15 protein-coding genes are annotated in these 22545 nt (G+C 60.6%); 1 reads left to right on the forward strand and 14 read right to left on the reverse strand.

The window, feature by feature from the left end:
• The 7 genes from QRX41_RS03155 to QRX41_RS03185 form a co-directional block, all read right to left on the reverse strand.
• The gene (locus tag QRX41_RS03155; protein WP_101433096.1) at window positions 1-828 is read right to left on the reverse strand and encodes an ABC transporter ATP-binding protein; all 828 of its coding nucleotides are present in this window, start codon (window positions 826-828) and stop codon (window positions 1-3) included.
• Window positions 829-872: 44 nt separating this feature from the next.
• Window positions 873-2039 (reverse strand): ABC transporter permease, encoded by a 1167-nt coding sequence (locus tag QRX41_RS03160; RefSeq protein WP_313838615.1) that lies wholly within the window; start codon window positions 2037-2039, stop codon window positions 873-875.
• A gap of 16 nt (window positions 2040-2055) precedes the next feature.
• Window positions 2056-3366, reverse strand: a complete 1311-nt coding sequence (locus QRX41_RS03165; RefSeq protein WP_313838616.1) for an ABC transporter permease — start codon at window positions 3364-3366, stop codon at window positions 2056-2058.
• Between the two features lie 21 nt (window positions 3367-3387).
• Window positions 3388-4662: a DUF2318 domain-containing protein gene (locus QRX41_RS03170; protein WP_313838617.1), complete on the reverse strand. Its 1275-nt coding sequence runs from the start codon at window positions 4660-4662 to the stop codon at window positions 3388-3390.
• A gap of 13 nt (window positions 4663-4675) precedes the next feature.
• The gene (locus QRX41_RS03175) at window positions 4676-5299 is read right to left on the reverse strand and encodes an iron transporter (protein ID WP_045925021.1); all 624 of its coding nucleotides are present in this window, start codon (window positions 5297-5299) and stop codon (window positions 4676-4678) included.
• Window positions 5296-7110: an FTR1 family iron permease gene (locus QRX41_RS03180; protein WP_313838620.1), complete on the reverse strand. Its 1815-nt coding sequence runs from the start codon at window positions 7108-7110 to the stop codon at window positions 5296-5298. Before QRX41_RS03180 ends, QRX41_RS03175 begins: the two co-directional genes overlap by 4 nt.
• A 159-nt stretch (window positions 7111-7269) precedes the next feature.
• Window positions 7270-8760 (reverse strand): amino acid permease, encoded by a 1491-nt coding sequence (locus tag QRX41_RS03185; RefSeq protein ID WP_313838621.1) that lies wholly within the window; start codon window positions 8758-8760, stop codon window positions 7270-7272.
• Between the two features lie 302 nt (window positions 8761-9062).
• Between QRX41_RS03185 and QRX41_RS03190 the strand changes: the two genes are divergently transcribed.
• Window positions 9063-10520, forward strand: coding sequence for an amino acid permease (locus QRX41_RS03190; RefSeq protein ID WP_313838622.1), 1458 nt, complete (start codon window positions 9063-9065; stop codon window positions 10518-10520).
• A gap of 136 nt (window positions 10521-10656) precedes the next feature.
• On the opposite strand, the gene QRX41_RS03195 is transcribed toward QRX41_RS03190, so the two are convergent.
• The 7 genes from QRX41_RS03195 to QRX41_RS03225 all read right to left on the reverse strand — a co-directional run bounded on the left by QRX41_RS03195 (window position 10657) and on the right by QRX41_RS03225 (window position 22245).
• Entirely contained in the window at window positions 10657-14031 is a 3375-nt protein-coding gene (locus tag QRX41_RS03195; RefSeq protein ID WP_313838623.1) for an endo-alpha-N-acetylgalactosaminidase family protein, read from the reverse strand.
• 38 nt (window positions 14032-14069) lie between these two features.
• Window positions 14070-15542, reverse strand: a complete 1473-nt coding sequence (locus QRX41_RS03200; RefSeq protein ID WP_313838625.1) for a UDP-glucose--hexose-1-phosphate uridylyltransferase — start codon at window positions 15540-15542, stop codon at window positions 14070-14072.
• Window positions 15542-16627 carry a phosphotransferase enzyme family protein gene (locus tag QRX41_RS03205; RefSeq protein WP_313838627.1) on the reverse strand — a complete coding sequence of 362 codons (1086 nt, stop codon included), beginning with the start codon at window positions 16625-16627 and terminating at the stop codon, window positions 15542-15544. Before QRX41_RS03205 ends, QRX41_RS03200 begins: the two co-directional genes overlap by 1 nt.
• Window positions 16628-16655: 28 nt before the next feature.
• Window positions 16656-18821 (reverse strand): 1,3-beta-galactosyl-N-acetylhexosamine phosphorylase, encoded by a 2166-nt coding sequence (gene gnpA / locus QRX41_RS03210; protein ID WP_313838628.1) that lies wholly within the window; start codon window positions 18819-18821, stop codon window positions 16656-16658.
• Window positions 18822-18887: 66 nt separating this feature from the next.
• Window positions 18888-19823 carry a carbohydrate ABC transporter permease gene (locus QRX41_RS03215; RefSeq protein WP_313838629.1) on the reverse strand — a complete coding sequence of 312 codons (936 nt, stop codon included), beginning with the start codon at window positions 19821-19823 and terminating at the stop codon, window positions 18888-18890.
• Window positions 19820-20776: a carbohydrate ABC transporter permease gene (locus QRX41_RS03220; RefSeq protein ID WP_313836250.1), complete on the reverse strand. Its 957-nt coding sequence runs from the start codon at window positions 20774-20776 to the stop codon at window positions 19820-19822. The genes QRX41_RS03215 and QRX41_RS03220 overlap by 4 nt, the downstream gene beginning before the upstream one ends.
• Before the next feature lie 143 nt (window positions 20777-20919).
• On the reverse strand, window positions 20920-22245 hold the full coding sequence (locus QRX41_RS03225) for an ABC transporter substrate-binding protein (RefSeq protein WP_313838630.1): 1326 nt from the start codon (window positions 22243-22245) through the stop codon (window positions 20920-20922).
• Window positions 22246-22545 lie beyond the last annotated feature (300 nt).

Below are 22545 nucleotides of genomic sequence, written 5' to 3' on the forward strand. Positions count from 1 at the left end.
TCAACGCCCTCCTTCTGCATCAGCAGCCGATCCCGGCAGGGTGCCGCCGGTCTTGGCCGTCTTGGTGGGGTCGTGGAAGCCCACCGGAATATCCTGGTCCCCGGAATCGCCAGGAGCACCACTGAATGCCGGACGACCTCCGGCTGCCAGGTAGGCCCGCTTGGCCTCCTCATCATTCCACTGTTCGCCGGCCAGCACACCGTGGTTGAGCATGATCTCCCGCTGGGCGCAGGAGGCCACCAGGGCATCGTGGGTGACCACGATCAGGGAGGTCCCCTGGTCATGCAATTGCCGGAAGAGGTCCAGCACGATCCGCTCGTTGGCCTCGTCCAGGTTGCCAGTGGGCTCGTCAGCCAGGATCAGCTTGGGCTCGTTGATCAGCGCCCGGGCCACGCAGACCCGCTGCTGCTCGCCGCCCGAAAGCTGGCTGGGCAGATGTCGGGCTCGATCCGCCAGACCCACCCGGTCCAGAGCCTTCATGGCCTGGTCCTCGTCCACCACTGAGTGGTAGTACTGGGCCACCATGACGTTCTCCAGGGCGGTCAGATGCGGGACCAGGTAGAACTTCTGGAAGACCAGGCCGATCACGTTCTTGCGCACATCGGCCAGCTGGGACTGACTCAGATCCTCCAACGGCCGCCCCTGCAGGCGGACCGAACCACGGCTGGGCGTGTCCATGCAACCCAGAATGTTCATCAGCGTGGTCTTGCCTGAGCCGGATGACCCCACCACGGCCAGCCACTGACCTTGCGGGACGCTCAGATTCAAATCGTCCAGGGCATGCAGATCGCCGTAGATCTTGGATACATGGTCCAGATCCAGCAGCATGCCGCCGCCCGACGGGGACTCGTTCGCCTTTGCCTGCGTCATTGTCATTCCTCCCTCAAAACCAGGGCCGGGTCGATACGCGAAGCCCGGAGCACCGGCCGGATGGATGCGATCATGGATATGGCCACGCTCAGCAGGACCGTGCCCAGGGCCAGCCACCAGTTGAAGCCCAGCGGCCGCTGGAAGACGGACAGGCAGAGCAGCCGGGCGAAGCCATAACCCAAGGCGGTGCCGATCAGACCTCCTGCCAATCCGTAGCAGGCCGACTCAGCCAGAAACTCCATGGCTATCCCCCGCGAGGAGGCGCCCAGAGCCTTGCGCAGGCCGATCTCGCTGCGCCGCTGGGAGACGATGGAGGCCATGGTGGTCCCCACGCCCACAAAGGTCAGGACCAGCACCACCACCGAAACCAGCCAGAAGAGCGACTGGAGCATGGCGATGGTGTGGCTGTCGCCCGCTGTGATCCTGGTGACCGGTCGGGCCTTGACCCCCATGGAGGTCATGTCGTTGATGTCGTTGGCGATGGTCTTTAGGCCAGACGTCATGGTGTTGACCGAGTATTCGATAACATCGGTACCCCTCTTGTCCCCGGTCAGGAGCTCCAGATCGGTCAGGTCGGCGTAGATGATGCGATCCTCGGGACCGCCGGTATCGACGATGCCCCCCACACGGAAGTCTCGCCCCTGCCCTCCGGTCTTGCCCGTGACGGTGGATTGCCCGGCCGGATAGCCGATGGTCACCTGCTTGCCGGTGGTCAGCCCCAGGGAATCTGCCAGATCCCGCCCCACCATGACTGAACCGGCCTGCGGCCAGGATCCCTCCACACTCCAGTGACGGTTGAGCTGACGGACCTGGTCGGGGTGGATGCCGGCCATCTCGCGGGCCCCGGCATTGACCTGCACCGTCTCATATCGATAGGTGGCATACCGGGCCGGGGCCTTGGCGGTCACCATATGAGTAGTGTGGTCCACCATGCCCTGTTCGATGCCGGAGCCGGACCGGTTGCGCCCCTGGATGGGCGAGACAACCAGGTTGGCTCCGTAGGAGCGCATCTCCTGGTTGATCTGCCTGGGGGCCTCGATGCAGACCGCCGCCAGGCAGAAGAGGGTGGCCGCACCCACCAGGGAGGCCACCACGGCCATCAGGGCCCGGCCCCTACGGCGGAAGACGGCCCCGAAGAGCATGGTCAGGAACATACGAGTGTTGGTCATATGGCTTGTATGGCGATCAGCGGCCATGAAGCACCTCCGCCGGCCGAAGCCGCAGAATCGATCTGATGGACGAGATGGATGCCAGCAGCACGGTCAGGGCCAGCAATACGAAGACCAGCACGAAAACCATGGGCCTCATGGTGATGCCCGAACCGAAGACCACTCTGCCCACAATCTGGGCCACTCCGGAGCCCAGCAGAGCGCCGACCAGTGCCCCGGCCAAGGCGATCAGGGCCGTCTCGGCCAGCACCAGTCGGGACACGGCCCCGTCAGTGGCGCCCAAGGCCTTGAGCAGGGCAAACTCCGAGGACCTCTCGGATATGGAGGATGCCATCAGATTGGCCACGGCGATGGCTGCCGCCAGCAGGCTGAGCACAGTCATCAGGATCATGACCGCCTGGGTCTTTTGCAGAACATCGCCCTGCAGGGCTGCCACCTGTCTGACCTGCTTGGCCATGGACCCGGGGATGGCCTCCTCGATCTGGTAGGCGATGGAGGACGGGTAAGCCGTGCAGTACCAGGTCTCCCACTCGTCCTGGGAGAGGGCAGCAGGATTTCGTGCGGCCTTGCGGGCCAGGTCGTTCTCGGGCGTGGTCAGGGCCTTGACCTCCACCTGGTCGATCTGATCGGTCAGGCCAGACATCTCCTGCAACGGCTTGGTAGGCAGGTAGAGGGAGGAGGCATCAGCATCACCGGAATCGAAGATGCCCACAATGGTGACGGTCCGCTGCTGATTACCCAGGCCGACCTTGACCTGGTCGCCAACCTGACGGCCACCCAGTCGTGCAGCCAGCTCCTTGCCCATCATGGCCTCAGACTTGCCGCCGGATACGGCCTCATCCTTGGGCCAGCGACCTTGAACCTTCCACCAGGGCCGAAGACCTTTCAGGCCCGCGGTGCTGCTTTCACCGCTGTCGACCTTGACGGTCCGGCCGAACCAGGTGCCCACCAGGGGGGCGGCGGCCTGGTCCACAGTGCCGCGAAGGTCCAGGCGGGGGGCAAAGTCAGTGATGTTGTAGGCCCAGAAGATGGTCTTGATCTTGGGCACCTGGGACTCCTTGAGGAAGGCGGTCGGCGTTGACTCATCGCCTGAGGGGCCGCCCTCCTGGTCGCCGTAGAGGTCGGAGACCACGGCATCCGCCTTGGCCTGGACCGTGATGTTGGATCCGTAGGTGGACAGTTCCGCGTTGAGCTTGTCACCTACGTCGAAGACCACCCCCAGCATGGCCGTAGCCACGCAGGCAGACAGGCAGACCGTGACGGCGATGAGCATTCTTCGCCCGAACTGGCGGCTGAATGACCGCAGCATCATTCGCATGAAGAACATAACAACCGCTCCTTCCCTCTCTCAGCTCTTGAAGTGCGAGGACAGAGCATCCAGATCGGCGGTGCTGATCAGTATGGCCCCCCGGCCTGTCTTGTAAGGCAAGGGAACGGGATTGCAGCCGCCCTTGAACCCGATGGTGGCCAGGTTGATGGCTACGTCGCACTTCTTGCAGATAATCTTGCCGTCTTTTTCGTAATAGCCCGCATCCCCGCAATTATCGCAGGCATCCAGCCCTACCCCGTAGGCGGCGCCATTCTTGCGGATGATGATGAAGCGCATCTCGGTGCCGTCCTTGGCCCGGTAGCTGAATCGATGCAGGTGGCCATCCTCCACCTGGGAGAAACGGATGGTAGCCGTATCGGAGGTCAAGGAATACTTCTCCGGAGGCGAGAGCACAGGCACCTGGTGGGCCTTGGCGGTACCCACCGTCAGGGCCAAGGTGACGCCGATCATGGCCACCAGGCTCCAGACCGCTGATGCCAGGGCCCTTCGGCGGAAGGCCCGATGGCTGCGGTCGTCGGCCGTGGAGGCTCCGGTCACCGGCATGCGCCAGCCTGCGACCAGGCAGGCCAGGACTGGAATGATGAAGACCAGAACCTGGGCAAGCACCAGGATCAGGTCGGCGTTGTAACCCAGGGCCATGATCCGGAAGGTCCAGCCGTGCAGAAGAACCAGGCCGGTCGTCTGCATCAGGGCCACCAGGGCTACGCCGTGCCGGACCAGCAGCAGGACCACCATGAGCAGGGCGGCCAGACGGAAGGCTACCCGGGGGCAGGAGGCATGCATGGTCCTCAGAATGGCAGCCACCGTCACAGCGGCAGCCAGGCCGAGCAGGAAACCCAGGGCCCGCAGGAGCATGGCCGAGGTCAGCACCGGCTCCCCCGGCTCCACAAAGGCCGTAAGCTGCAGGATGACATCAGGCAGGGCACGGAAGGCGGTCAGGGCTATGGCCAGGGCTGCCAGAGCGTTGGCCAGATCCATGGCCCAGGGGCGGCGATGCCAGTCTGAAACCAGCCGGTCAGCGGCCAGCACTACCGCGATGGCCGCCAGATCGGCCAGAACGCAAGCCACCAGGGTCGGATAGTTGACCATGGTCCGGCGGTTGATGATCACGGTGGCGCGCAGGAGGGCGAAGACCAACGCCCCCAGCACGCCGACCCCCAGGCCAATCAGTCGCCAGGAGGAGGAGCGGGGCCGATCGCGGCCCTCGCCAACCCCTAGAAGCACGCTGAAAACCATGACCAGGAGGGCCGGGGCCAGTGTCCCCGGCAAGACCGTGACAAATTGTTCAAGCATGGTGCATGGCAGCTTACCACTGGTGGGGCGTGTAGTCCCAGTCCCAGCTGACCACGATGGGCTCGGTCCAGAAGTGTCCCTTCACGCCGGTCTCCGGGTCGACGTGCAGCATCCAGCCCTTCTTCTCAGGAGAGTCGATGGAATAGGTCAGCTTGTAGGATCCGGCCTTCTCCATCTTGATGTTGGCCCCGTAATGCGGGCCATCCGAGGCGTTCATCTGCATGAAGGTGCCGGACTGCTTGTCGTTGGGGTCATCCTTGTTCTGAATGGTGTAGTTGACGGTCAGATCCGGAACGAACTCGCCCTTGGCATAGCCCAGGTTGTTGTTGGGCAGGGCGTGGATATCAGCCTCCAGATGCAGGCTGGCATCAGCCGCCTTCAGACCCATGGATGCAGGCTCCATGTCGATGGGCTGGAAGAAGACCGTGCCGATGTTCAGAGGGCCCTTCTGCTGGTCGTCGGGCGGGATGGGGATCTCTTCGAACCCGGCCCCCTTGCCCGCCGAGGACTGGGAGGCACCGGAAGCCTCAGGCGCGGGGGCCTCACGGGTGCCTGACCCGCCGGAGCCGCACCCCGCCAGGGCCAGGGTGCCTGAGAGCACCAGCGCGACCAGGGCGGTCAATTGTCTCTTCTTCATGATTTTCCTTCGCTCTTTGGTGTTTGCATGGATGCCGTGACCTCAGAGGGCACAGCCCCTTCGGCAGCCTGCTCGGTTTCCGTCTGGCGGGCGGTTGCCGACGTTGACCTGCCGGAGTCCTGATTCGACCGCGAACGCTCCTGCCTGTGCAGGCGGCGGGTCGACACAATTGCCAGCACGACCACGACCAGAGCCGCCAGGATCTGAGCGCCGATGGTCTGCGTATAGGGATACAGCCCGATCCAGTCGCTGGTGGGCACCCCGGGCAGATAGGTGGCCGGCACCAGGTCGCCCTCTATCAGGGCATGTACGCCGCCCCCGGCGAAGATGACCACCATGACCGCCATGAGCAGGCTGGTGATGATGAAGAAGGGCCGGATGGGGATCTTGACCGAGGTGAAGCGGATGAGCACGAAGACGATGACCAGGACCACGGCGGCAGCTGCAAAACCGGTCCAGATCTCCCGTGAGCCGCCAGGGGCCATGGCAAAGATGGCCTGGTAGAACATGACCGTCTCAGCCCCCTCCCTGAAGACCGCCAGGAAGGAGAGCAGGGCCAGGGAGATCACGCTGCCCTTCGAGATGGCCGCCACCGTCCGGCTTTGAATGTAGTGGTTCCAGGATTCCACAGAGGACTTGGATAGCATCCAGTTGCTGGTGTAAAGCAGCATGAGCATGGCCACCAGGGCCACCACGCCCTCCAGGATCTCCTGCTGGGGGCCATTCCCGTTGAAGAGCAGAGTGAAGAGCAGGGCCACCAGCCCGCTGGCTATAAGGCCCGCTGCAATGCCCCAGTAGATGTGCCGAACCTTGTCTTTATGGCCGGACTTAACCAGGTAGGCGATGATGGCAGCCACCACCAGGATGGCCTCCAGCCCCTCCCGCAGCAGGACCACAAAGGCCTGACCGAAGGCGGAGGTCAGGAAGGTCGTCCACCCATTGACCTGGTCCGCGGCGCCTCCATCCAGAATGGCGGCATCCTCGACCAGCATGCTTTTCAGGTCGTTCACCAGGGTCTTGGCCGGCTTACCCGCCACCATGGCCATCCGGGTCTCCTTGAACTGGTACTCAACCTGGGAGACCCTGTTGCCGCTGATGGCGTTCATGACGTTTTTCTCGAAGCCCAGCTTTTCGTAATACTGGTAATAGGCCTTGTTGACCAGGTCGGATCCCGCCTGGCCCTGCCCCTTGGACGCCTGGGCGAGCGCCTGATCCAGGATGGGCGTCATCTCGTGGGCCACCTGGGTCCAGGTCCGGTCGCCCTTGCCGTTGTTCCGATGCTTCTTGGCTGCGTCCAGCCTTCGACGGTCCGCCTTGATCTGCTCCTGCTGAGCCTTGGCATAGGCGCGGGGATTGGCCAGCCCCTGGGTGGCATCCAGCTGGGAGGCCGCAGCAGCCAGATCGGCCTTGAGCTTTTCACTGCCCTGGGTCAGGGCCTGCCCGGCATCCGGGGCATAGGCCTGATTCTGCAGGGCCTGGAACTGCCCATCCAGAGCGTTGCGCCTATCCTGCCCCAGGGTCGACTCGACCACCGAGACGAATCCGGATCCCACATAGCTTACGTTGTAGGCCCCCATGAATTGCGAGGCCGCCCCGGCGCGATCCCCCCGGGCGTAGTCCTCACACCCTCTATCCAGCTGGCGAGATACAGAGCCAGCCACTTGGGCCCAGCTGTCATAATCCGTGGTTCCGCTCGCCGCCATGGCCGACTGCGGGGTCTGCAGGAACAGGAATATCAGGGCCAGCAGCAGGCATGAGAGCAGGGAGCCAGCGGTCCTGGCCACTCGCGTCCTGCAGACCTGTGCAACCATGGGCGATGATCTCCTTCGTCAGTCCCTCGTTATCAAGCCTGCGAGAAACGAAGGCCGATTTGACAAGTACCGAAAATCAATCTAGCCCAAGCACAAGCGGAAAAACAGACTTGTTTATAGCGTTTTGAGGCCATATAATGCGCCCACGCTCGCAGACGGTCAGTCGACCGACAACGGCTCGCCCCTGTGCTTCCACAGGCAGATGCCGCCGAAGACCAGCAACCAGACCAGTCCCAGTATGGCTGGATACCTAGTGTCGGAAGCCAGGAAGAGCGAGAGGTAGATCAGGACGAAGAAGGCAATGGCAATGGCCCCGGTCACCCGGTAGGCCGGCATGATGAACCCGTCAGGCATAAAGTCCGGGCTGGTCCGGTAGCGGCGGTGAGCCAGCAGGGTCAGGATGTAGATGAATATGATGACCGCGCTGGAGCAGGAGGTGAACAGGACGAAGGTGTTCTCGAAGCCGGGCAGCAGATGCAGCACCGGAGACAGGAGGATCAGCACCCCGGACAGAATGATGGCCCGGGCGGGCACCTTGCCGCGGCGCGAGATCGTATGCAGACTGCGCATCACCGGAGAGTGGCCGGCGGCGGCCAGCTGGAAGAGGTTGCGGCCGGCGGAGTAGAGCAGGGAGTTCAGCGAGGAGCTGGCTGCCGTGATGACCACGAAGAAGACCAGGGCGGCCGCCCAGTCGACGCCGGCGTAGCGGAAGACCATGACGAAGGGCGAGGTGAAGCTGCCGTCGGCGTTGGGGCGGAAGGAGCGCCAGGGCACGATCAGCATGATGGCGACCAGGGCGCCCACGTAGAAGATCAGCACCCTCAGGATGATCTGGTTGATGGCCTTGGGTAGGACCTTGCGGGGATTCTGGGTCTCGGAGACGGTGACCCCTACGAATTCGATCATCTCGTAGGCGAAGAAGACCATCTGGAAGCTCATGAAGAAGGCCATCCACCCGTTGGGCGCCAGGCTCAGGCCGGTGGTGATGTTGTCCAGGCCCGCATGGCCGGCCGGGCTGATCCGATCCTGGCCCGGCATATGAACGGCCGGATAGTGGAAGCCCATGATGACCATGACCACGGCCGTGGCGATCATGGCCAGGATCAGGGTGATCTTGATCATGGAGAACCAGAACTCGGTCTCCCCGAAGACCCGCACGGCAATCAGGTTGATGCACACCATGGCCGCCAGGAAGCAGAGCTCGATCAGACCCCGCCAGGCACTCAGATCAATGCCGAAGGTGCCGAAGAAAGTGACGAAGTAGGTGCCCACGGCAGTCAGCTCGGACATGCCGATCAGGATGAGCACGATCCAGTAGGACCAGCCGGCGAAGGACCCCCACCCCTGGCCCAGGTAGCGGCTGATGAAGGCGATGAAGGTGTGCTGGACGGGACTGCGATACATGAGCTCGCCGATGGCCCGCATGAGCAGGTACATGATCAGCCCCACCCCGATGTAGACCAGGATGATGGAGGGACCGGTCAGGGCTATGGACTTGCCCGACCCCAGGAAGAGCCCGGTGCCGATGGTGCCGCCGATGGCGATGAACTGTACATGACGGTTGCTCAGACCGCGTTCCATGCCGTCGCCTGCCGAGGCGCTGTCACCTTGATTCTGCTGCGCCAAAGGGCCATTGCCCGTACGGTTCATGCGACTGCACCTCCTTGTCTTCACAACCCATTAATCATCGCCGTCCAGGAAGGGGTATCCCATCAAGGCCGGTAGGACAGCAATACCACAGAGGTGTCGATAACCGGGAGCAGACGGCAGGCACCGACGCCCATGGTAGGGCCTGACGGTCACCATTCGGTGAATTGACCATCTCATATGGCGGACGTCTCTGTTCCACAATGCAAAGGCATGCTCATTCCGCTCGGACCGGCTCCTATAGGGTTGGCCCTGTCAGCCGGTCACATTCAGCTGACAACTACCACCTAAGGAATGACATCCCCATGGATCAACCCAAGGAGTCGCAGGGCAAGAACCTGCGCAAAACCCTGAAGAACAGGCACATCCAGCTCATCTCGCTGGGCGGCGCCATCGGAACGGGACTCTTCTACGGGTCCGGGGAATCCATCTCATTGGCAGGGCCGGCCATCATCATCGCCTATCTGATAGGCGGCCTGGCCATCTTCATGATCGTCAGGGCCATGAGCGAAATGAGCGTGGAAGACCCCAAGTCCGGCGCTTTCAGCTACTACGCCACCCGCTACTGGTCCAAGCGGGCGGGCTTCGTGTCGGGATGGAACTACTGGATGAACTACGTGCTGGTATCCATGGTCGAACTCTCCGTGGTGGGCACCTTCGTCAACTTCTGGTTCCCGGCAATCCCAGCCTGGGTCTCTGCGGCCTTCTTCCTGGTGGTCATCACGGCCGCCAACCTGATGGGAGTCAGCAAATTCGGCGAGTTCGAATTCTGGTTCGCCATCATCAAGATCGCGGCCATCATCGCCATGATCATCGGAGGTCTGGCCGTCGTGGTCATGGCCCTGCCCACGGCCAACGGACTGCGGGCCTCCTTCGCCAATTGGTTCACCGTGGGCGGCGGGTTCCTGCCCAACGGACTCATGCGTCACGGGGCCAATGGTCAGTGGACCGGTCTGCTCATGTCGCTGGCGGTGGTCATGTTCAGCTTCGGCGGCACCGAGCTCATCGGCATCACCGCCGGGGAGGCCTCCGATCCCCGCCGGACCATCCCCAAGGCCACCAACGCCATCATCTGGAGGATTCTGGTCTTCTACATCCTGACGCTTGGGGTGATCATGGCTGTGGTTCCCTGGAATGCCATCGGCAAGCCCAACGCGCAGGGGATGGTCGTCAGCCCCTTCGTCCAGATATTCGACTCGGTGGGAGTCCACGCGGCCGCAGGCATCCTCAACTTCGTCTGCCTGACGGCGGTCATGAGCGTCTACAACTCGGCCCTCTACTCCAACTCCCGCATGCTCTTCTCCCTGGCCCGGCAGGGCAATGCCCCCAAGTACCTGAGCCGTCTGTCCAAGGGAGGCGTGCCCTACGCAGGAGTGCTGACCTCAGCCTGCATCATCGCCCTGGCCGTGGTCGTGGTCTTCCTCTGGCCGCAGTTCGCCTTCAACTACCTGATGAGCATCGCCACGATCTCAGCCATCATCAATTGGTCCATGATCATGGTGACCGAGATGCTCTTCCGGCGCGCCGTAGCCCGAGGCGAGGGCCCCGGCGACCTGGCTGGCAAGACCGGCGAAAGCGCTTTGAACGCCCTGCACTTCAAGCTGCCCTTTGCCCGGGTGACCCCTTGGGCGGTCCTGGCTTTCCTGGCCATGATCGTGGTGCTCATGTGCTTCTCGTCCAGCTACCGGGTGGCCGTCATCGCCGGGCCCATCTGGCTGATCGTCCTTCTGACGGCCTACCAGCTGACCCAGCGGCGAGCCTGAAACCGGCGTATTCGTATTAAATAGGATCAGAAGCAGCTGGCCGATTAAGAGCGACCGGCTGTTTCGCTTAGTGCGGTCAAGAACAAGCTAGACAAATTGACCCCGCCGACCGCAATCCTTACTTACGAGTCTTGTGCTACAGACTGATAATCCGCAGATTATCGAGAACCAGATCCTGGTAGCCAGCCATGTTGGCCTCCGAGCCGCTGCTGCCTTCCAGATCTGGTTGTCTGTCAGTGGAGTAAATGCCGAACCAGGTATCGCCATTCGGATCGCCAGTCAGCTCGAACTCACATCTGGCGGTGACTCCTAGAGCCTTGTGCAAGGGATACAGGCTCAGGTCCTCACCGGAGTATTCGCCTCTACCTGTTGCCAGGGCGTATATGCCGTCCGATCCACACTGGTAGTCGAACGAGACCCTGTAGCGCCGACCCGGCGCAAAGGGGACGTTCTGGGGAATGGTCTGGAAGAGGAGAGCTCGTCTCCCAGTCAGACCGTTGACTTTCAGAGACCAGTTACCCTGGAGGACATCGTCCATCCTTTTGACATCCCACCCGGCCTGAGTGAAGGGCTCATGCAGCTGGGCCAGGTGGATTCGGTTGTCTTCCACCCCTTCAGCTCCAGCCACCACAAAGGGCCAGATGCCCTGGACGTTATCCTCGAAGTCACAGGTAAGCCCAGCCAGATGACCGTCCTGGTCCAGGCTGATGCCGTCATAGTCGTTCTCGACCAGGCGAATGTCGTCGACATACGCGACACCATCCCCTTCATGCGCCAAGGACAGACAGGTCTGCCCACCCTTGGGCGCCGTGAAGAAGAGGTAGGCATTCTGAAAGTAGCTGCTGCCGTCAGTCGTTGGAGCATCGGTGTTGTGAGCATAGGCCTTGACATAGTTTTTGGCAATGCTCGGGCCGCTCATATTGCGAGCCAGCACCCCACCCTGGTCCGCCTCCACACTCAGCTCGACCTGGCCGCCACGGTTGTCAAGCCCTAGATAGAGGGCATACCTCTTACCTGGCACCAGGTTGGTCAGGGGTTGCACAGCACAGACCGAATCCTCAAACCTGAGCATGGGATTGGCGCATTGGCCCTTGGTGATTGAGGCACGCCCGGGCCCCTTCACGGACCAGACCGACTGGAACAGCCTTTCGCCGCCGTTGAACCCTGCATCCACTAGATGCTCTCCCGACCAGTCCACCTGGACTCCCTGGCCCGCATGCCGGCAGACCAAGTAGGGTGTTCTGGGCTTGGCATCCAGGATGAGGCTCCCCTGCACCACCGGAATCTCCCTTGGCTCCGATCTGCCCTGGTCGGTCAGCCGGTAGACGATGACGGTAGAAGCATCGCGCCACGATTCCGGGAGCTCCCAGGCGGTCGAGCCGCCTGCAGTATTCCAGTGGTAGAGCTTCTGCTCATCTGGATCAAGCCGGTCCCCTGTATTGGCATCCCAGACCCAGGGCAGCAGATACGCCCCTTCGCCGGTTCCAGTTTCAATCCCAGGCTTGTCGGCCTTGGGGTCATTGGCCTCCAGATCGCCGACAAGCACCACGCAGCCATTCAGCCTCATCGTGCGCTCGCGGTAAGCGGGCGATGCCTGCTCATTGGAACCCCTGGAGATGATCAGTCTGTCACCTTGATCATTGACCAGCTCGATCTGTTCATTGCCCTGATTCCTGGTCGAATCATGGACGGAATCGACGTTGATTGGGTCGTTGTACCAGGCCATGATTCTGAAGTGCTGGATGAACTTGGTCGAGAGGTCGCAGGTGTAGAGATTATCCATATAAGCATCGAAGTCGTTGCGCCCCTGCCAGCCCTCAAAGTCCTTCATGCTGTAGCCGCCCAGGAGCGGGGCGTTGGCTGCGCCTCCGAAGGCTCGGTGATCACCTATCCAGCTGTCTTTCTGGTGGTTGCGCAGAAAGCGCATGACCTGGGAGTTCTCACCTTTGTCGCGGGGGGATCCATAGGTCAAATCCAGGGACCAATGCTGGAAGGTGGCGTCATACTCATTGGCCGAAGCGTACTCCGTGCCAATCCCCCAGCCGTTATCGGTCAAAATCTTCGAGAGCTGCCTGGTTTGCCAGGAATCCTCCTCCCCCGAGGTCCCATCGCCCCAGACATCCACGTACACGAAGTCCATCCTGTCACCGACCTCGCGGGCGAGGGCGGCAAAGCGCTCCCTCCTGGCGCCCGAGGCCAGGTCGTAGATGCCATCGATACCCACGGTTTGATCCAGCCAATTCCAGCCGTAGCAGAGGTCGCCCTTGTCGTCCCTGCGAATCATGTCTTCTGAAAAGGCCTTGGCCTCGGGATACATCTCGTCCACATTGACGTGGACTCCGAACCGGGCACCATAGGCCTTGCCCCTGTCTATCAGAGCATTCAAGTCCTGGACTCCGCCCATTCGTCGACCGATGTCGTCGTAGTCCGGATGGCCGGAGTCGTGGCCCTCGTTGCCATATCCCTTGAGAAGGACGGACTGACCTAGGCCATCGGTAGCCAGGGCAACCCGCTTGACGTTATCCAAGGTCGTCATGAAGGGATTCTGGGCCTGAGAGCCGAAGTTCATGGCTATGCGTCGTGCCACCTGGTCCGGGATGTCATCAGAACCATACGGATTGTTCATGATGTGTCTGAAGGCGATGGCACCATCCTGCCAGTTGACCACCCCGTCATCATTCAGGTCTCCGGCCAGAGCCACTGCCATGGCGGGCTTGTCCGTCTCCCCAACCGTATAAGAACGTCCGTGGGAATCCTGGACCACCCGGTTGTATATCCAAGGTGCGCTGGTCAGGCCGAGGATGGTGACTCCGTCCACCTGGTCGCGAACAGTCATAACCCTGGTGTTCTGCGCGCCACCGGTTCCTGTTTTGCTGGCCGTGGTCCCGTCGTGTTCGGAGTTGCTCCAGAGGCCGGCACTGAGGCCATCTGCGGAGAGGAAGCCATACATGTAGTCCTGCCCGATAGGGTCCTCCTCCATCTGCTCGGTGACCGCCCGGTGCACATCGCCACTGATGGAGACGTCCGCAGACATGCGAGCGCCGGTAAACTCCGCATTCGCCTGAGTACTGGCCACGGAAATCAGGCATTGTCCGGGGAAGGCCACCGTCTGGACTGGATGGTCAGGTCCAGCCTGGTTCCCAATCGAGAGCACCTTAAAGCTTAGAGAGGCGTCCTCGACTGAAATGCGGACCGCCAAAACCGCATTGATCCCCTGACCTACAGCAATCACATGAAGTCGATAGACCAGACTGGTCTCATTCTCCCGCTCCAGCTCCACCCGATCAGGACCCAGCTCGATCTCGATGCCGTTGATGGCCACCAGACGTAGATCCCGGACCTGCCCAAGCATGGTTCTTTCAGCCTGAGGCGTCTTCAACCGATAGTCGATCACCGAAGGAAAGTCGGGCCTGAGGCGCACTTCCATTACTTGAGTACGCAGGGTCTCCCAAGAGTCCGTGGCGCCCGGCCTCGCGATCGGTTGGTTTCCGCCCATGATTGTTCCGCCCATCGGTCATCCCCTGTCATTGGTGTTATTCATCTACGCCACTACCGGCAACCCAGCCCCCGCAGGAATCCCTCGGTCTGTTCGGGCCGCTTAAAGACTGCGGTGTTGCCCAGGATCCGAGCGCAGACACTGCCGATCTCACTCTTAAGGGCCTCATGGACCTGATCCGGATCATGCGACCCCTGCAGAGTCTTGGTAATTTCGCCATACTCCAAGCTGAAGTCGGCTACTTGTTCGGGAAGCCCGGTACCTGCCACCAGAGCCTCTTCCAAGCAGGCAAGCTGGCCGACCAGCCTTCCGGGCAGGACGAAGAGCCCCTGGGCCTCGATCAGCCCGATGGGTTCCTGCTTGACCGGATAGAACTCCGGGTGCACGTGGAAGATGCCATCCGGAAACTCCGGACTGACACCGTTATTACGCAGGATCAGACTCATCTCGTAGCCTCGGTCGGTCTTGACCAGGCTGGGCGAAAGGGCTGATTGCCGTCCTTCTGGCCCCTGGCTGGCGATGTTTAGGTCAGGGTTGTCGTAATCCACCCAGGCCTGCCTGATGGTCTCGCTGACCTCGATAATCTCCTGCCGTGACGGCGAAACCACTCTGACCACGGTCCCCGGCCAGTCCAGAATCTCGATAGGGGTATCCGGGTGGCCGTCCAAGTGCAAGGTCCGCCAAGCCCCGGCCTGATGCATGGGCAGGCGCTCTCCTCCGCCCTGATAGTGGTCATGGGCCAGAACGGATCCGCCAATTCGAGGCAGGGCAGCGTTGCAGCCTAGAAAGTAGCCGGGAAAACGGTCCACAAAATCCAGCAGGTTCCCGAAGGTGTCTTTGTCCACGTGCATGGGGGTGTGATCAGCGTTGACACAGATGCCGTGCTCGCGAAAGTACCCATAGGGCGAAAACTGCCAGAACCAGTCATGGCCGCCCAAAGTCAGAGGGATGGTCCTCAATGTGCGCTTGTCACGCCCGGCGAAGCCCTCATTTTCATGGCAGATTGTGCACTGGGGGTACCCTCCTGCGGTGCTGTTGCCCGCCGCAGCCTTCTTCATATCCTTGAATTCCGGCTTGGCCAGGTTGATGGTGACCACCACGCCCCCGGATGAGAAACGAGGGTTCCTATCCAGGCGGGACTTTTTGATGTAGGTGTTTTTGACGCAATAGTCATAGAACCAGTGCATGGCGGCCATACCACCCTGGGCCCCCTCCACCTGCGCGAAACGCCGCTGCAAATGAGAAGGCCTGGAGGACAGGATTCCCATAACCGTATCTGCCATGGAGGGGGCATCATCCTGAGCCATAAGTCCGGCACCCTCCAAGGCCTGTATAAAGGATTCCAGGAGATCATCGACGCCACCGGAGGCGGGATCAGCAGGTCCATCCCCGGAATCGTAGGAGTCCAAGGAGAAAAGCGCCAGTATCTGATTGCGAGCCCAGTCGACATCGGACGGGTCCAGGTCCAGACAGGCACAGGCGTACCCTATCAGAGCGTCAATGCTCCGGTAAACCCGGTTCAGCATCAGCCCCTCACCTCTTCGACCACTTGGGCGGTCATCTCCTGCATTTGAGCATCGTCAGCCTCCATCTCCTCAACCAAGCGCATCTGGGTATGGGTCCGCACCAGATTGTGCTCCGGGTAGGCGGTGGCGAAATAGGTGTCGCCCTGAAGGTAGTCGGTCAGAAAGCGCATGCCGCACTCCAGGGTCATAATCCTGCAGGAAGTCGGGAAGAGGCTCAGCTCCCGGTCCACGGCCTTTCTGGCCACGGCTCCCAGGAACCCTTGAGCATAGGCACGGTAAAGATCGGGGTTGAAATGAACCTTATCCAGATCACGCTCATCCTCCAGGGCTGTCGAGGCGCCGAAACGGATGGAGTCGCCGAAATCGAAGAGCATGGATCCAGGCATGATCGTGTCCAGGTCAATGATGGCCCTGGCCTTACCGGTGGCGGCATCCATCAGGATGTTGTTGAGCTTCGTGTCGTTATGGGTGACCCTGAGTGGAATGGATCCATCGGCCAGCCCTTCCATGATGACCGGGTACTGGTCGGCACGTTCCACGTACCAGCCGATCTCGGCCCGACAGGTGGATGCCCTGCCTTTGATATCTTCCTGAACAGCCCGTTTCAAGGTCTCGAACCGTTTGGGGGTGTCATGGAAGTGGGCGATGGTCTCGGTCAGCTGAGAGGCATCGAAGAGCGCCAGGGAGTTCTGGAAGCGTCCGAAAGCCTGGCCCGCCTCCTGGAAAACATCTGAGCTGGGGACCAGATCGTAGGAAATCGTGTTCTCGATGAAGGCATAGACCCGCCAGGCCCCACTTGCCAGCTCACAGTAGGTATTGCCCTCTCTATTGCGGATAATGTCCAGGGTCTCCTGACCCTGCGAGCGCAGGAATTCGGTCACCAACTCGATGTTGCGCATCAGGGAGGCCGTATCGGGGAAAACCGAAGTGTTCATTCGCTGCAGAATGTAACGGCGCCTGTCTGTTTGCACCAGATAAGTCTGATTAATGTGCCCGTTGCCATAAGGCGCAATGCTCTCCACACGCCCTTCGAGGGGGTAGTGGGCGGCAACTGCGGCCAGCTCCTGATCCTGAACCGTCGTCATAATAGCCCCTTTCCTGCCGAAACTGCCCTTATGCCTGCTGCCAGACCATGGCGCTGGGTTCCAGGACAATGTCTCTGACCTGGCCATCTGCCTGACGAACGCTGGTCTCCTGGGGCAAGTCAGTGTTGTTGACGACGCAATAGACATCCCCCTGTGGGAAGTAGGCCACCTCGCAATGAGGATTGGTGCAGCTCCAGTCCCTGTACCGGTCCTCCCGCCCACTGGCATAGAAGAGGATCCGTTCAAGAAGCCTGGCATTGACGGCCGAATAGGGCAGTCCGGAAAGGTAGACACCACGGCCCATACCATACTGGTTGACCGCCAGCTGCACCTGCCCCTGGTCGGCCCTGAGCAGGGTGACCTCCTCGTTGATGGGATAAGTGTTCACCACCTGCTCTCCGAAGTCCGCCTTGCCGTCCTCAGGCAGATCGACGGTGATGAAGTGCCTCTCAGTGACCTTCGGGAAGTACTTGTCTACCGAAAGGGTGCGGAAACGCTCCTGATCAACCCCGAAAACGTCGGCTAATTGGAAGAAGCGCCCTTCTCTTTCCAAAGCAGTCGGCTGGCCTATGCCGACCAGGGCCCCTCCCCCGTCGACCCAGGACCGCAGGATCTCCAGCAGAGCGGGATTCTTCCAGACTCCGCCACCGCTGAAGGCCGTATCGGCCGGACCACCTGTGATGATCACATCCAGGTCATGATCAACGCCGTGGGCCAGGATGTCGTCGAAGCTGATAAAGCGGACGTTCACCCTCATGCCTGACAGTGCTTCCAGAACCCCGTAGTAGGAGTAGGTCTGCTTGTTGGGCAGGGCGTGCGCAACCGTGTAGGCCATCCAGGACCGCATGGCGCCCCAGGAATTCAGCACCGCCACATTGAGCTGGCCCTGTGCCGCCCTCCCCTGGGTCCTGTCGTGCAGATCGCGGAACTCGTCTGCGATACGTGCCACGGTCTGAACGAACTTGGGGAACTTGGCCGCCAGGGATGGGTAGCCGCCGTAGCCCATGCGCGATATGGGGCTGCGCAGGATGGCTCTACGGGCCTTGCGCCAATTGTCCAGCCCCTCGATGCTGGGATCGTTGCCCTCATGGAAGGTATCTGGGAAGAAGTAAGGCAGAAAACGACCTTCGGTGTAGCGGACCCCGGGAATATCGGAGATCATGCGCAGGGTGGTGCCGTCGCCCACGGATCCGACCACAGCATCCAGACCCAGCTTCTCGAAGCCCGGCTTGTAGGGCTCGGTGCCGATCCACTGGTCTCCTAGGAACATCATGGCTTCCTTGCCTGCCTGGTGGGTCATGTCGACCATGGTCTTCACATTCTCCCGCACGAAATCCGAGAGGAAATCGATCCAATCGCGCTGTGCCCTGCCAGGAATGCAGAAGGTGGAATTGTAGCTGCCCTTGTTGATGAAGTCCTCTGGACGCAGACGGTAACCATACCGAGTCTCGAAGTCATCCAAGGCCTGAGGGGAGACTGTGCAGGCATATCCGAACCAGTCCACCAGCTTCTCCCGGTGGAGCTGGTCAAAGATCAGCGTGAACTGGTAGAAGAAGGTGGTGAACCGGACCACGTCGGTCGCCGGGTTCTCATCCAGCCACTGCCGATAGGCATCCATGACGAACTTTCGGGTGGCAGGGTGGTAGATGTCCAAGGGAATCTCGTGTTCCTTGTCGCCCCAGTCGTTGGTCAGGTGGTTGTACATCTCGACCGGATCCCAGATGATGTAGGCCAGGAAGGATGCCGTGTACTCATGCATAGGAGTAGCCCCGGTCACGCGAACCAGGTCCTGATCCGGATCCAGGCTCCACTCCGACTGGTCCAGGACCCGTCCGGCGGTGCGATCGATGACTTCCCAGTACCGATGGGGGTCGGCATCCCTGTTGGGCCTGAGCTGCTGGTCGAAGTAGCGGTCCATCAAGGGAATCTGCACTTGGTCTTCGTGGGCCAGTATGCGCTCAGACATCAGGTAGACCTGTGGGGTCTCGTCCATGTGCTGACTGATCCACTCGTTGTGGGCGCGAGTAGGGAAGTAGGCGCTGTACACCTTCATCCCTAAGTTCAGCAGCTCCTGGTCCAAGCGGGTGCCGTCCGAGTTGCGAATGGCATCCGCTCCCCAGAGTTTGGCCAGTTCCTTGGTCTTTTCGGCAAAGTTCTCTTCGCCCGGCAGGGTAAAGCGCCCGGTCGTGGTCATTGAATCAAATCTCCTTGGAATATCTCGTAACGGAATGACTGAAAAACTGTGTGCAGCCTTGGACCCTTACTCCTTGACCGAACCGGCGGTCAGTCCAGCCTGCCAGAACCGCTGCAGGCAGAAGAAGAGGATGATCACCGGCAGAACACCCAGCAGGGACCCCATCATCAGCGCCCCTCGATCGGTAAAGACCGGCAGAGAGACCAGACCATAGAGGCCAAGGGTCACTGGGAAGAGGTTCTCGCTGGAGAGCATCATCAACGGCAGGAGGAAGTTGTTCCAGGTAGCCACGAAGAGGAAGAGGAAGATCGTGACCATGGCGGGCGCAAGAATCCTCAGCACAATCGTGAAGAAGATCCTGGCTTCACCGGCACCGTCGATCCTGGCCGCCTCCAGAAGCTCGGTAGGGACCGAACTTTGGGCGTATACCCTTCCCAGGAAGAAACCGAATGGCGAGACCGAGCAGGGGATGATCACCGCCAGCATGGTGTTGCTCAAATGCAGGGCGTTGAAGATGGAGTACTGGGGGATGGTCATCAGCGCCGAAGGCATCAGCAGGGCGGACATGGCGATGGTCATGACGACACCTCTGCCCCGGAACTGGAACTTGGCTGTGCCATATCCGGCCATGACCGAAACCACCGTGCCAATCAGGGCGGAGACCCCCGAGTAGATCAAGGAATTGAAGACCCAGTGCCAGAACTGTGAATGGGTCCAGCCCAGGAGAATCGAGTAGTTTGTGGCCACCGCCTGGGGAATCTTATTCAGGTCGACCGCAAACCAAAGGCCGTTGCTGCTGACCAGCTGGGAGGGCGACTTGGTAGAGGCGATGATGGCCCAATAAATGGGAAAGAGGAAGTAGATCAGGGCAAAGACCAGGACCACGATGGTGGTGATCTTGACCACCTTGGTAGGCCTCATGGAGCGGGGCAGCTCATCGGCCTTCTGCTTGAGGAGCTTCTCCTGCTTTTTTGCGAGGCGTGCGGGATTGGCCGAGGTCATGATTCGTTCACCTTCCTCTCGATGTATGCGTAGAGGGCGGCAAGGACCCCGGCAATCAGCGCCATGACAATGGCGATGGCTGAAGCCGGACCGTCACCCTTGGGGGTGAGGATGCCTCGCGATGTGTTCATGGCCATCATCATGGGGGTGTAGGAGTTCGATATGCCCTTGTCGACGGTCTGCATGACCTGGGGCTCGTTGAAGAGCTGGATGCTGCCGATAATGGACAGGAGCATGGCTAGGAGGGCGGCCCCCCTGACGTTGGGGAGTTTGATCCTCATGGCGATCTGGAAACCGTTGGCTCCGTCGATTCGGGCAGCCTCGTAGAGGTCACGCGGGATGGCCTGGAGGGCTGCCAGGAAGATCAGCATGTTGTAGCCCGTGAAGGTCCAGGTGGTGATGTTGGCCATGGAAGCGATCAGAGCGTTGGATGCGAAGAAGTTGACGTGGATTCCTATGGCTGCCAGACCCTTGACGATGGGCGAGAACTGGTCGTTGTAAAGGAATACCCAGATGATGGCCGCGATCGCGCCGGGAATGGCATAGGGCAGGAAGTAGCCCAGCCGATAGGGGGTGACATGCTTGACGATGAAAGAATCCAGAAGCATGGCCAAAGCCAGGGCTGCGATGATCATGACCGGGACCTGGATGACCGTGTAGATCAGGACCCTGCCGATGCCGGTCCAGAAGGCTGCGGAGGTGACTGTAAATCGGAAGTTCTCAAACCCGACGAACTTATTGATCATCTCGCCCCCGCCGTAGGCGCCGCCGCCCGAAGCCACCTGCTGGAAGAAGCTCATATAGACGGCATAGGCAATGGGGATGATGAAGACAATCGCAAAGAGGATGCAGAAAGGCATCATGAATGCCCAACCTGTCCGCTCGTTGCGTTTGACGATCTCGGATCTTCCCTTCTTCTGGGCCCCTGCCTCAGCTGCTGTTCGATGGCTCATGTGAATAACCCATCCTCTCGGAACCTATAAGGCGAGCGACCTTCCAGCAGGCGGGGAACACGGGCCACAGACCCGGGTTCCCCGACCTGGTGAGATTGTCAGGGAAGGCCTACCTGCTGTATCCGCCGAAGAGCGGTTACCGATCAATCCTTGGCGATCGGAAGGCCATAATCCTTCAGTGTGGCAAGGGAGGTCTTCTGTGCCGCATCGAAAGCATCGGAGACCTTGGCTTGACCCTTGCCAGCCTTGTCGGCAGCCTCGCCAACGGCGCTGCTCACCGCGGAGAATCCGGGCATGTAGTTGAAGGAGCCCATGTTGGCGTTGGCCTTGGCGAATTCCGCCATCACATCCTGCCCGCCGAAGAATTCGGTCCAGGACTGGGGGGTCTTGGCCTTCTCGGTGGAGGCCGCAACGATCAGACCCTGAGAGGTCAGATCAGGCACCTGGGTGTTGAACCAGTCCAGGAACTCCATGGCTTCTGCCTTGTGCTTGGTGCCCTTGATGGCTGCAACGCCCGAACCGCCGTTGGGCCCGGTCTTCTCGCCGTTCTTGAACCAGTCGCCGATCTGGGTGACCCTCCACTGGCCCTTGCCGGCATCACCGATCCAGTCCATCATGATCGGGGCATTCCAGGCGGCATCAATGGTTCCGATGATGGAGCCGTCATGGAAGGCGCCAGCGAAGGAGGGGTCGGTGCTGGGGGTCAGGTTCATCGCTTTGGCATCGAGCAGCTGCTGGTAGAAGTCGGCCGTGGCCTTGGAGCCGGGCGTGTCAACGTTGACGACCCACTTGCCGTCCTTGATTTCGTACCAGGGAGATGACGCGCCGGACAAGGCGGAGAAGGCCATGCCTGCACCATCAGGCTGGTAGGTCATGATGTACTTGCCCTGAGCGGCTGCCTTCTTGGCCGATTCGATGAATTCCCCGGCCGTGGTGGGGACCTTAATGCCCAGCTTGTCAAATTCAGTCTTGTTGTAGTAGTAAACCATGGGGCCGGTATCCTGGGGCAGGCCGAAGACCTTGCCGTCCACGCTCATGAGCTTGTTGGGACCCTCTGCAAAGTCTTTGGAGTACTTGCCGGCCTCTGCGGTGACATCCTCGACGATGCCCTTGGTATAGACCTCAGGCAGCTCAGCGTAGCCCACCTGGGCCAGATCAGGAGCATTGCCGGCCTTGACGTCGGTCTCCAGCTTCTTGATCAGGTCGCCGGGGCTGCCGTTAAACTTAGTGGCCTTAACCTGGATGTTCGGGTGATCCTTGTTCCACCTGGCCACGGTGTCCTTGACCATGGTCATGCCCTGCTTGTCGGGAAGACGATGCAAGTATGTCAGTTCGACCTTGCCGCCCGACTTGGTGTCACCGCTCTTGTTGGCATCGGATCCGCCGGAGGAACCGCACCCGGCCAGTGCCATGCTTAAGGCCGCGACTGCAGCCATGGCCGCCATTATGCGTTTGTTGCTGGTTCTCATCTAGACTCACCCCTTCACAAAAACATCATTGTCTTACCTCGAAGTTCACATTCAGTATAGCAGTACTTATTTGCAAGGATAGTTTATTAATTCAATTATAAGAAATGTAGATTTAGCAAAGCAGTGCTAAACCACGGGATTTTCATTTGATTACCTTCGTTCACAATTGATATCGATCTATTGGATCCAATGCGTTCTAAGCGAGAGTAGTGATTTGCGGTAGCGGCGCTTTCGACGACTTCACCCTATGCCCTATAGGCGAGCGATCCGGCCTTGTCTGAGAATCCATCTATGCTTACC

Source organism: Bifidobacterium kimbladii, assembly GCF_032193675.1.
Lineage (GTDB): Bacteria > Actinomycetota > Actinomycetes > Actinomycetales > Bifidobacteriaceae > Bombiscardovia > Bombiscardovia kimbladii.

What these genes read in the sequence shown, in the direction of transcription:
- QRX41_RS03185 (WP_313838621.1), bottom strand. Translation starts at nt 8,760, where the DNA reads ATGAACCGTACGGGCAATGGCCCTTTGGCGCAGCAGAATCAAGGTGAC.
- QRX41_RS03195 (WP_313838623.1), bottom strand. Translation starts at nt 14,031, where the DNA reads ATGGGCGGAACAATCATGGGCGGAAACCAACCGATCGCGAGGCCGGGC.
- QRX41_RS03165 (WP_313838616.1), bottom strand. Translation starts at nt 3,366, where the DNA reads ATGTTCTTCATGCGAATGATGCTGCGGTCATTCAGCCGCCAGTTCGGG.
- QRX41_RS03155 (WP_101433096.1), bottom strand. Translation starts at nt 828, where the DNA reads ATGCTGCTGGATCTGGACCATGTATCCAAGATCTACGGCGATCTGCAT.
- QRX41_RS03205 (WP_313838627.1), bottom strand. Translation starts at nt 16,627, where the DNA reads ATGACGACGGTTCAGGATCAGGAGCTGGCCGCAGTTGCCGCCCACTAC.
- QRX41_RS03175 (WP_045925021.1), bottom strand. Translation starts at nt 5,299, where the DNA reads ATGAAGAAGAGACAATTGACCGCCCTGGTCGCGCTGGTGCTCTCAGGC.
- QRX41_RS03225 (WP_313838630.1), bottom strand. Translation starts at nt 22,245, where the DNA reads ATGAGAACCAGCAACAAACGCATAATGGCGGCCATGGCTGCAGTCGCG.
- QRX41_RS03220 (WP_313836250.1), bottom strand. Translation starts at nt 20,776, where the DNA reads ATGAGCCATCGAACAGCAGCTGAGGCAGGGGCCCAGAAGAAGGGAAGA.
- QRX41_RS03180 (WP_313838620.1), bottom strand. Translation starts at nt 7,110, where the DNA reads ATGGTTGCACAGGTCTGCAGGACGCGAGTGGCCAGGACCGCTGGCTCC.
- gnpA (WP_313838628.1), bottom strand. Translation starts at nt 18,821, where the DNA reads ATGACCACGACCGGGCGCTTTACCCTGCCGGGCGAAGAGAACTTTGCC.
- QRX41_RS03200 (WP_313838625.1), bottom strand. Translation starts at nt 15,542, where the DNA reads ATGCTGAACCGGGTTTACCGGAGCATTGACGCTCTGATAGGGTACGCC.
- QRX41_RS03190 (WP_313838622.1), top strand. Translation starts at nt 9,063, where the DNA reads ATGGATCAACCCAAGGAGTCGCAGGGCAAGAACCTGCGCAAAACCCTG.
- QRX41_RS03170 (WP_313838617.1), bottom strand. Translation starts at nt 4,662, where the DNA reads ATGCTTGAACAATTTGTCACGGTCTTGCCGGGGACACTGGCCCCGGCC.
- QRX41_RS03215 (WP_313838629.1), bottom strand. Translation starts at nt 19,823, where the DNA reads ATGACCTCGGCCAATCCCGCACGCCTCGCAAAAAAGCAGGAGAAGCTC.
- QRX41_RS03160 (WP_313838615.1), bottom strand. Translation starts at nt 2,039, where the DNA reads ATGACCAACACTCGTATGTTCCTGACCATGCTCTTCGGGGCCGTCTTC.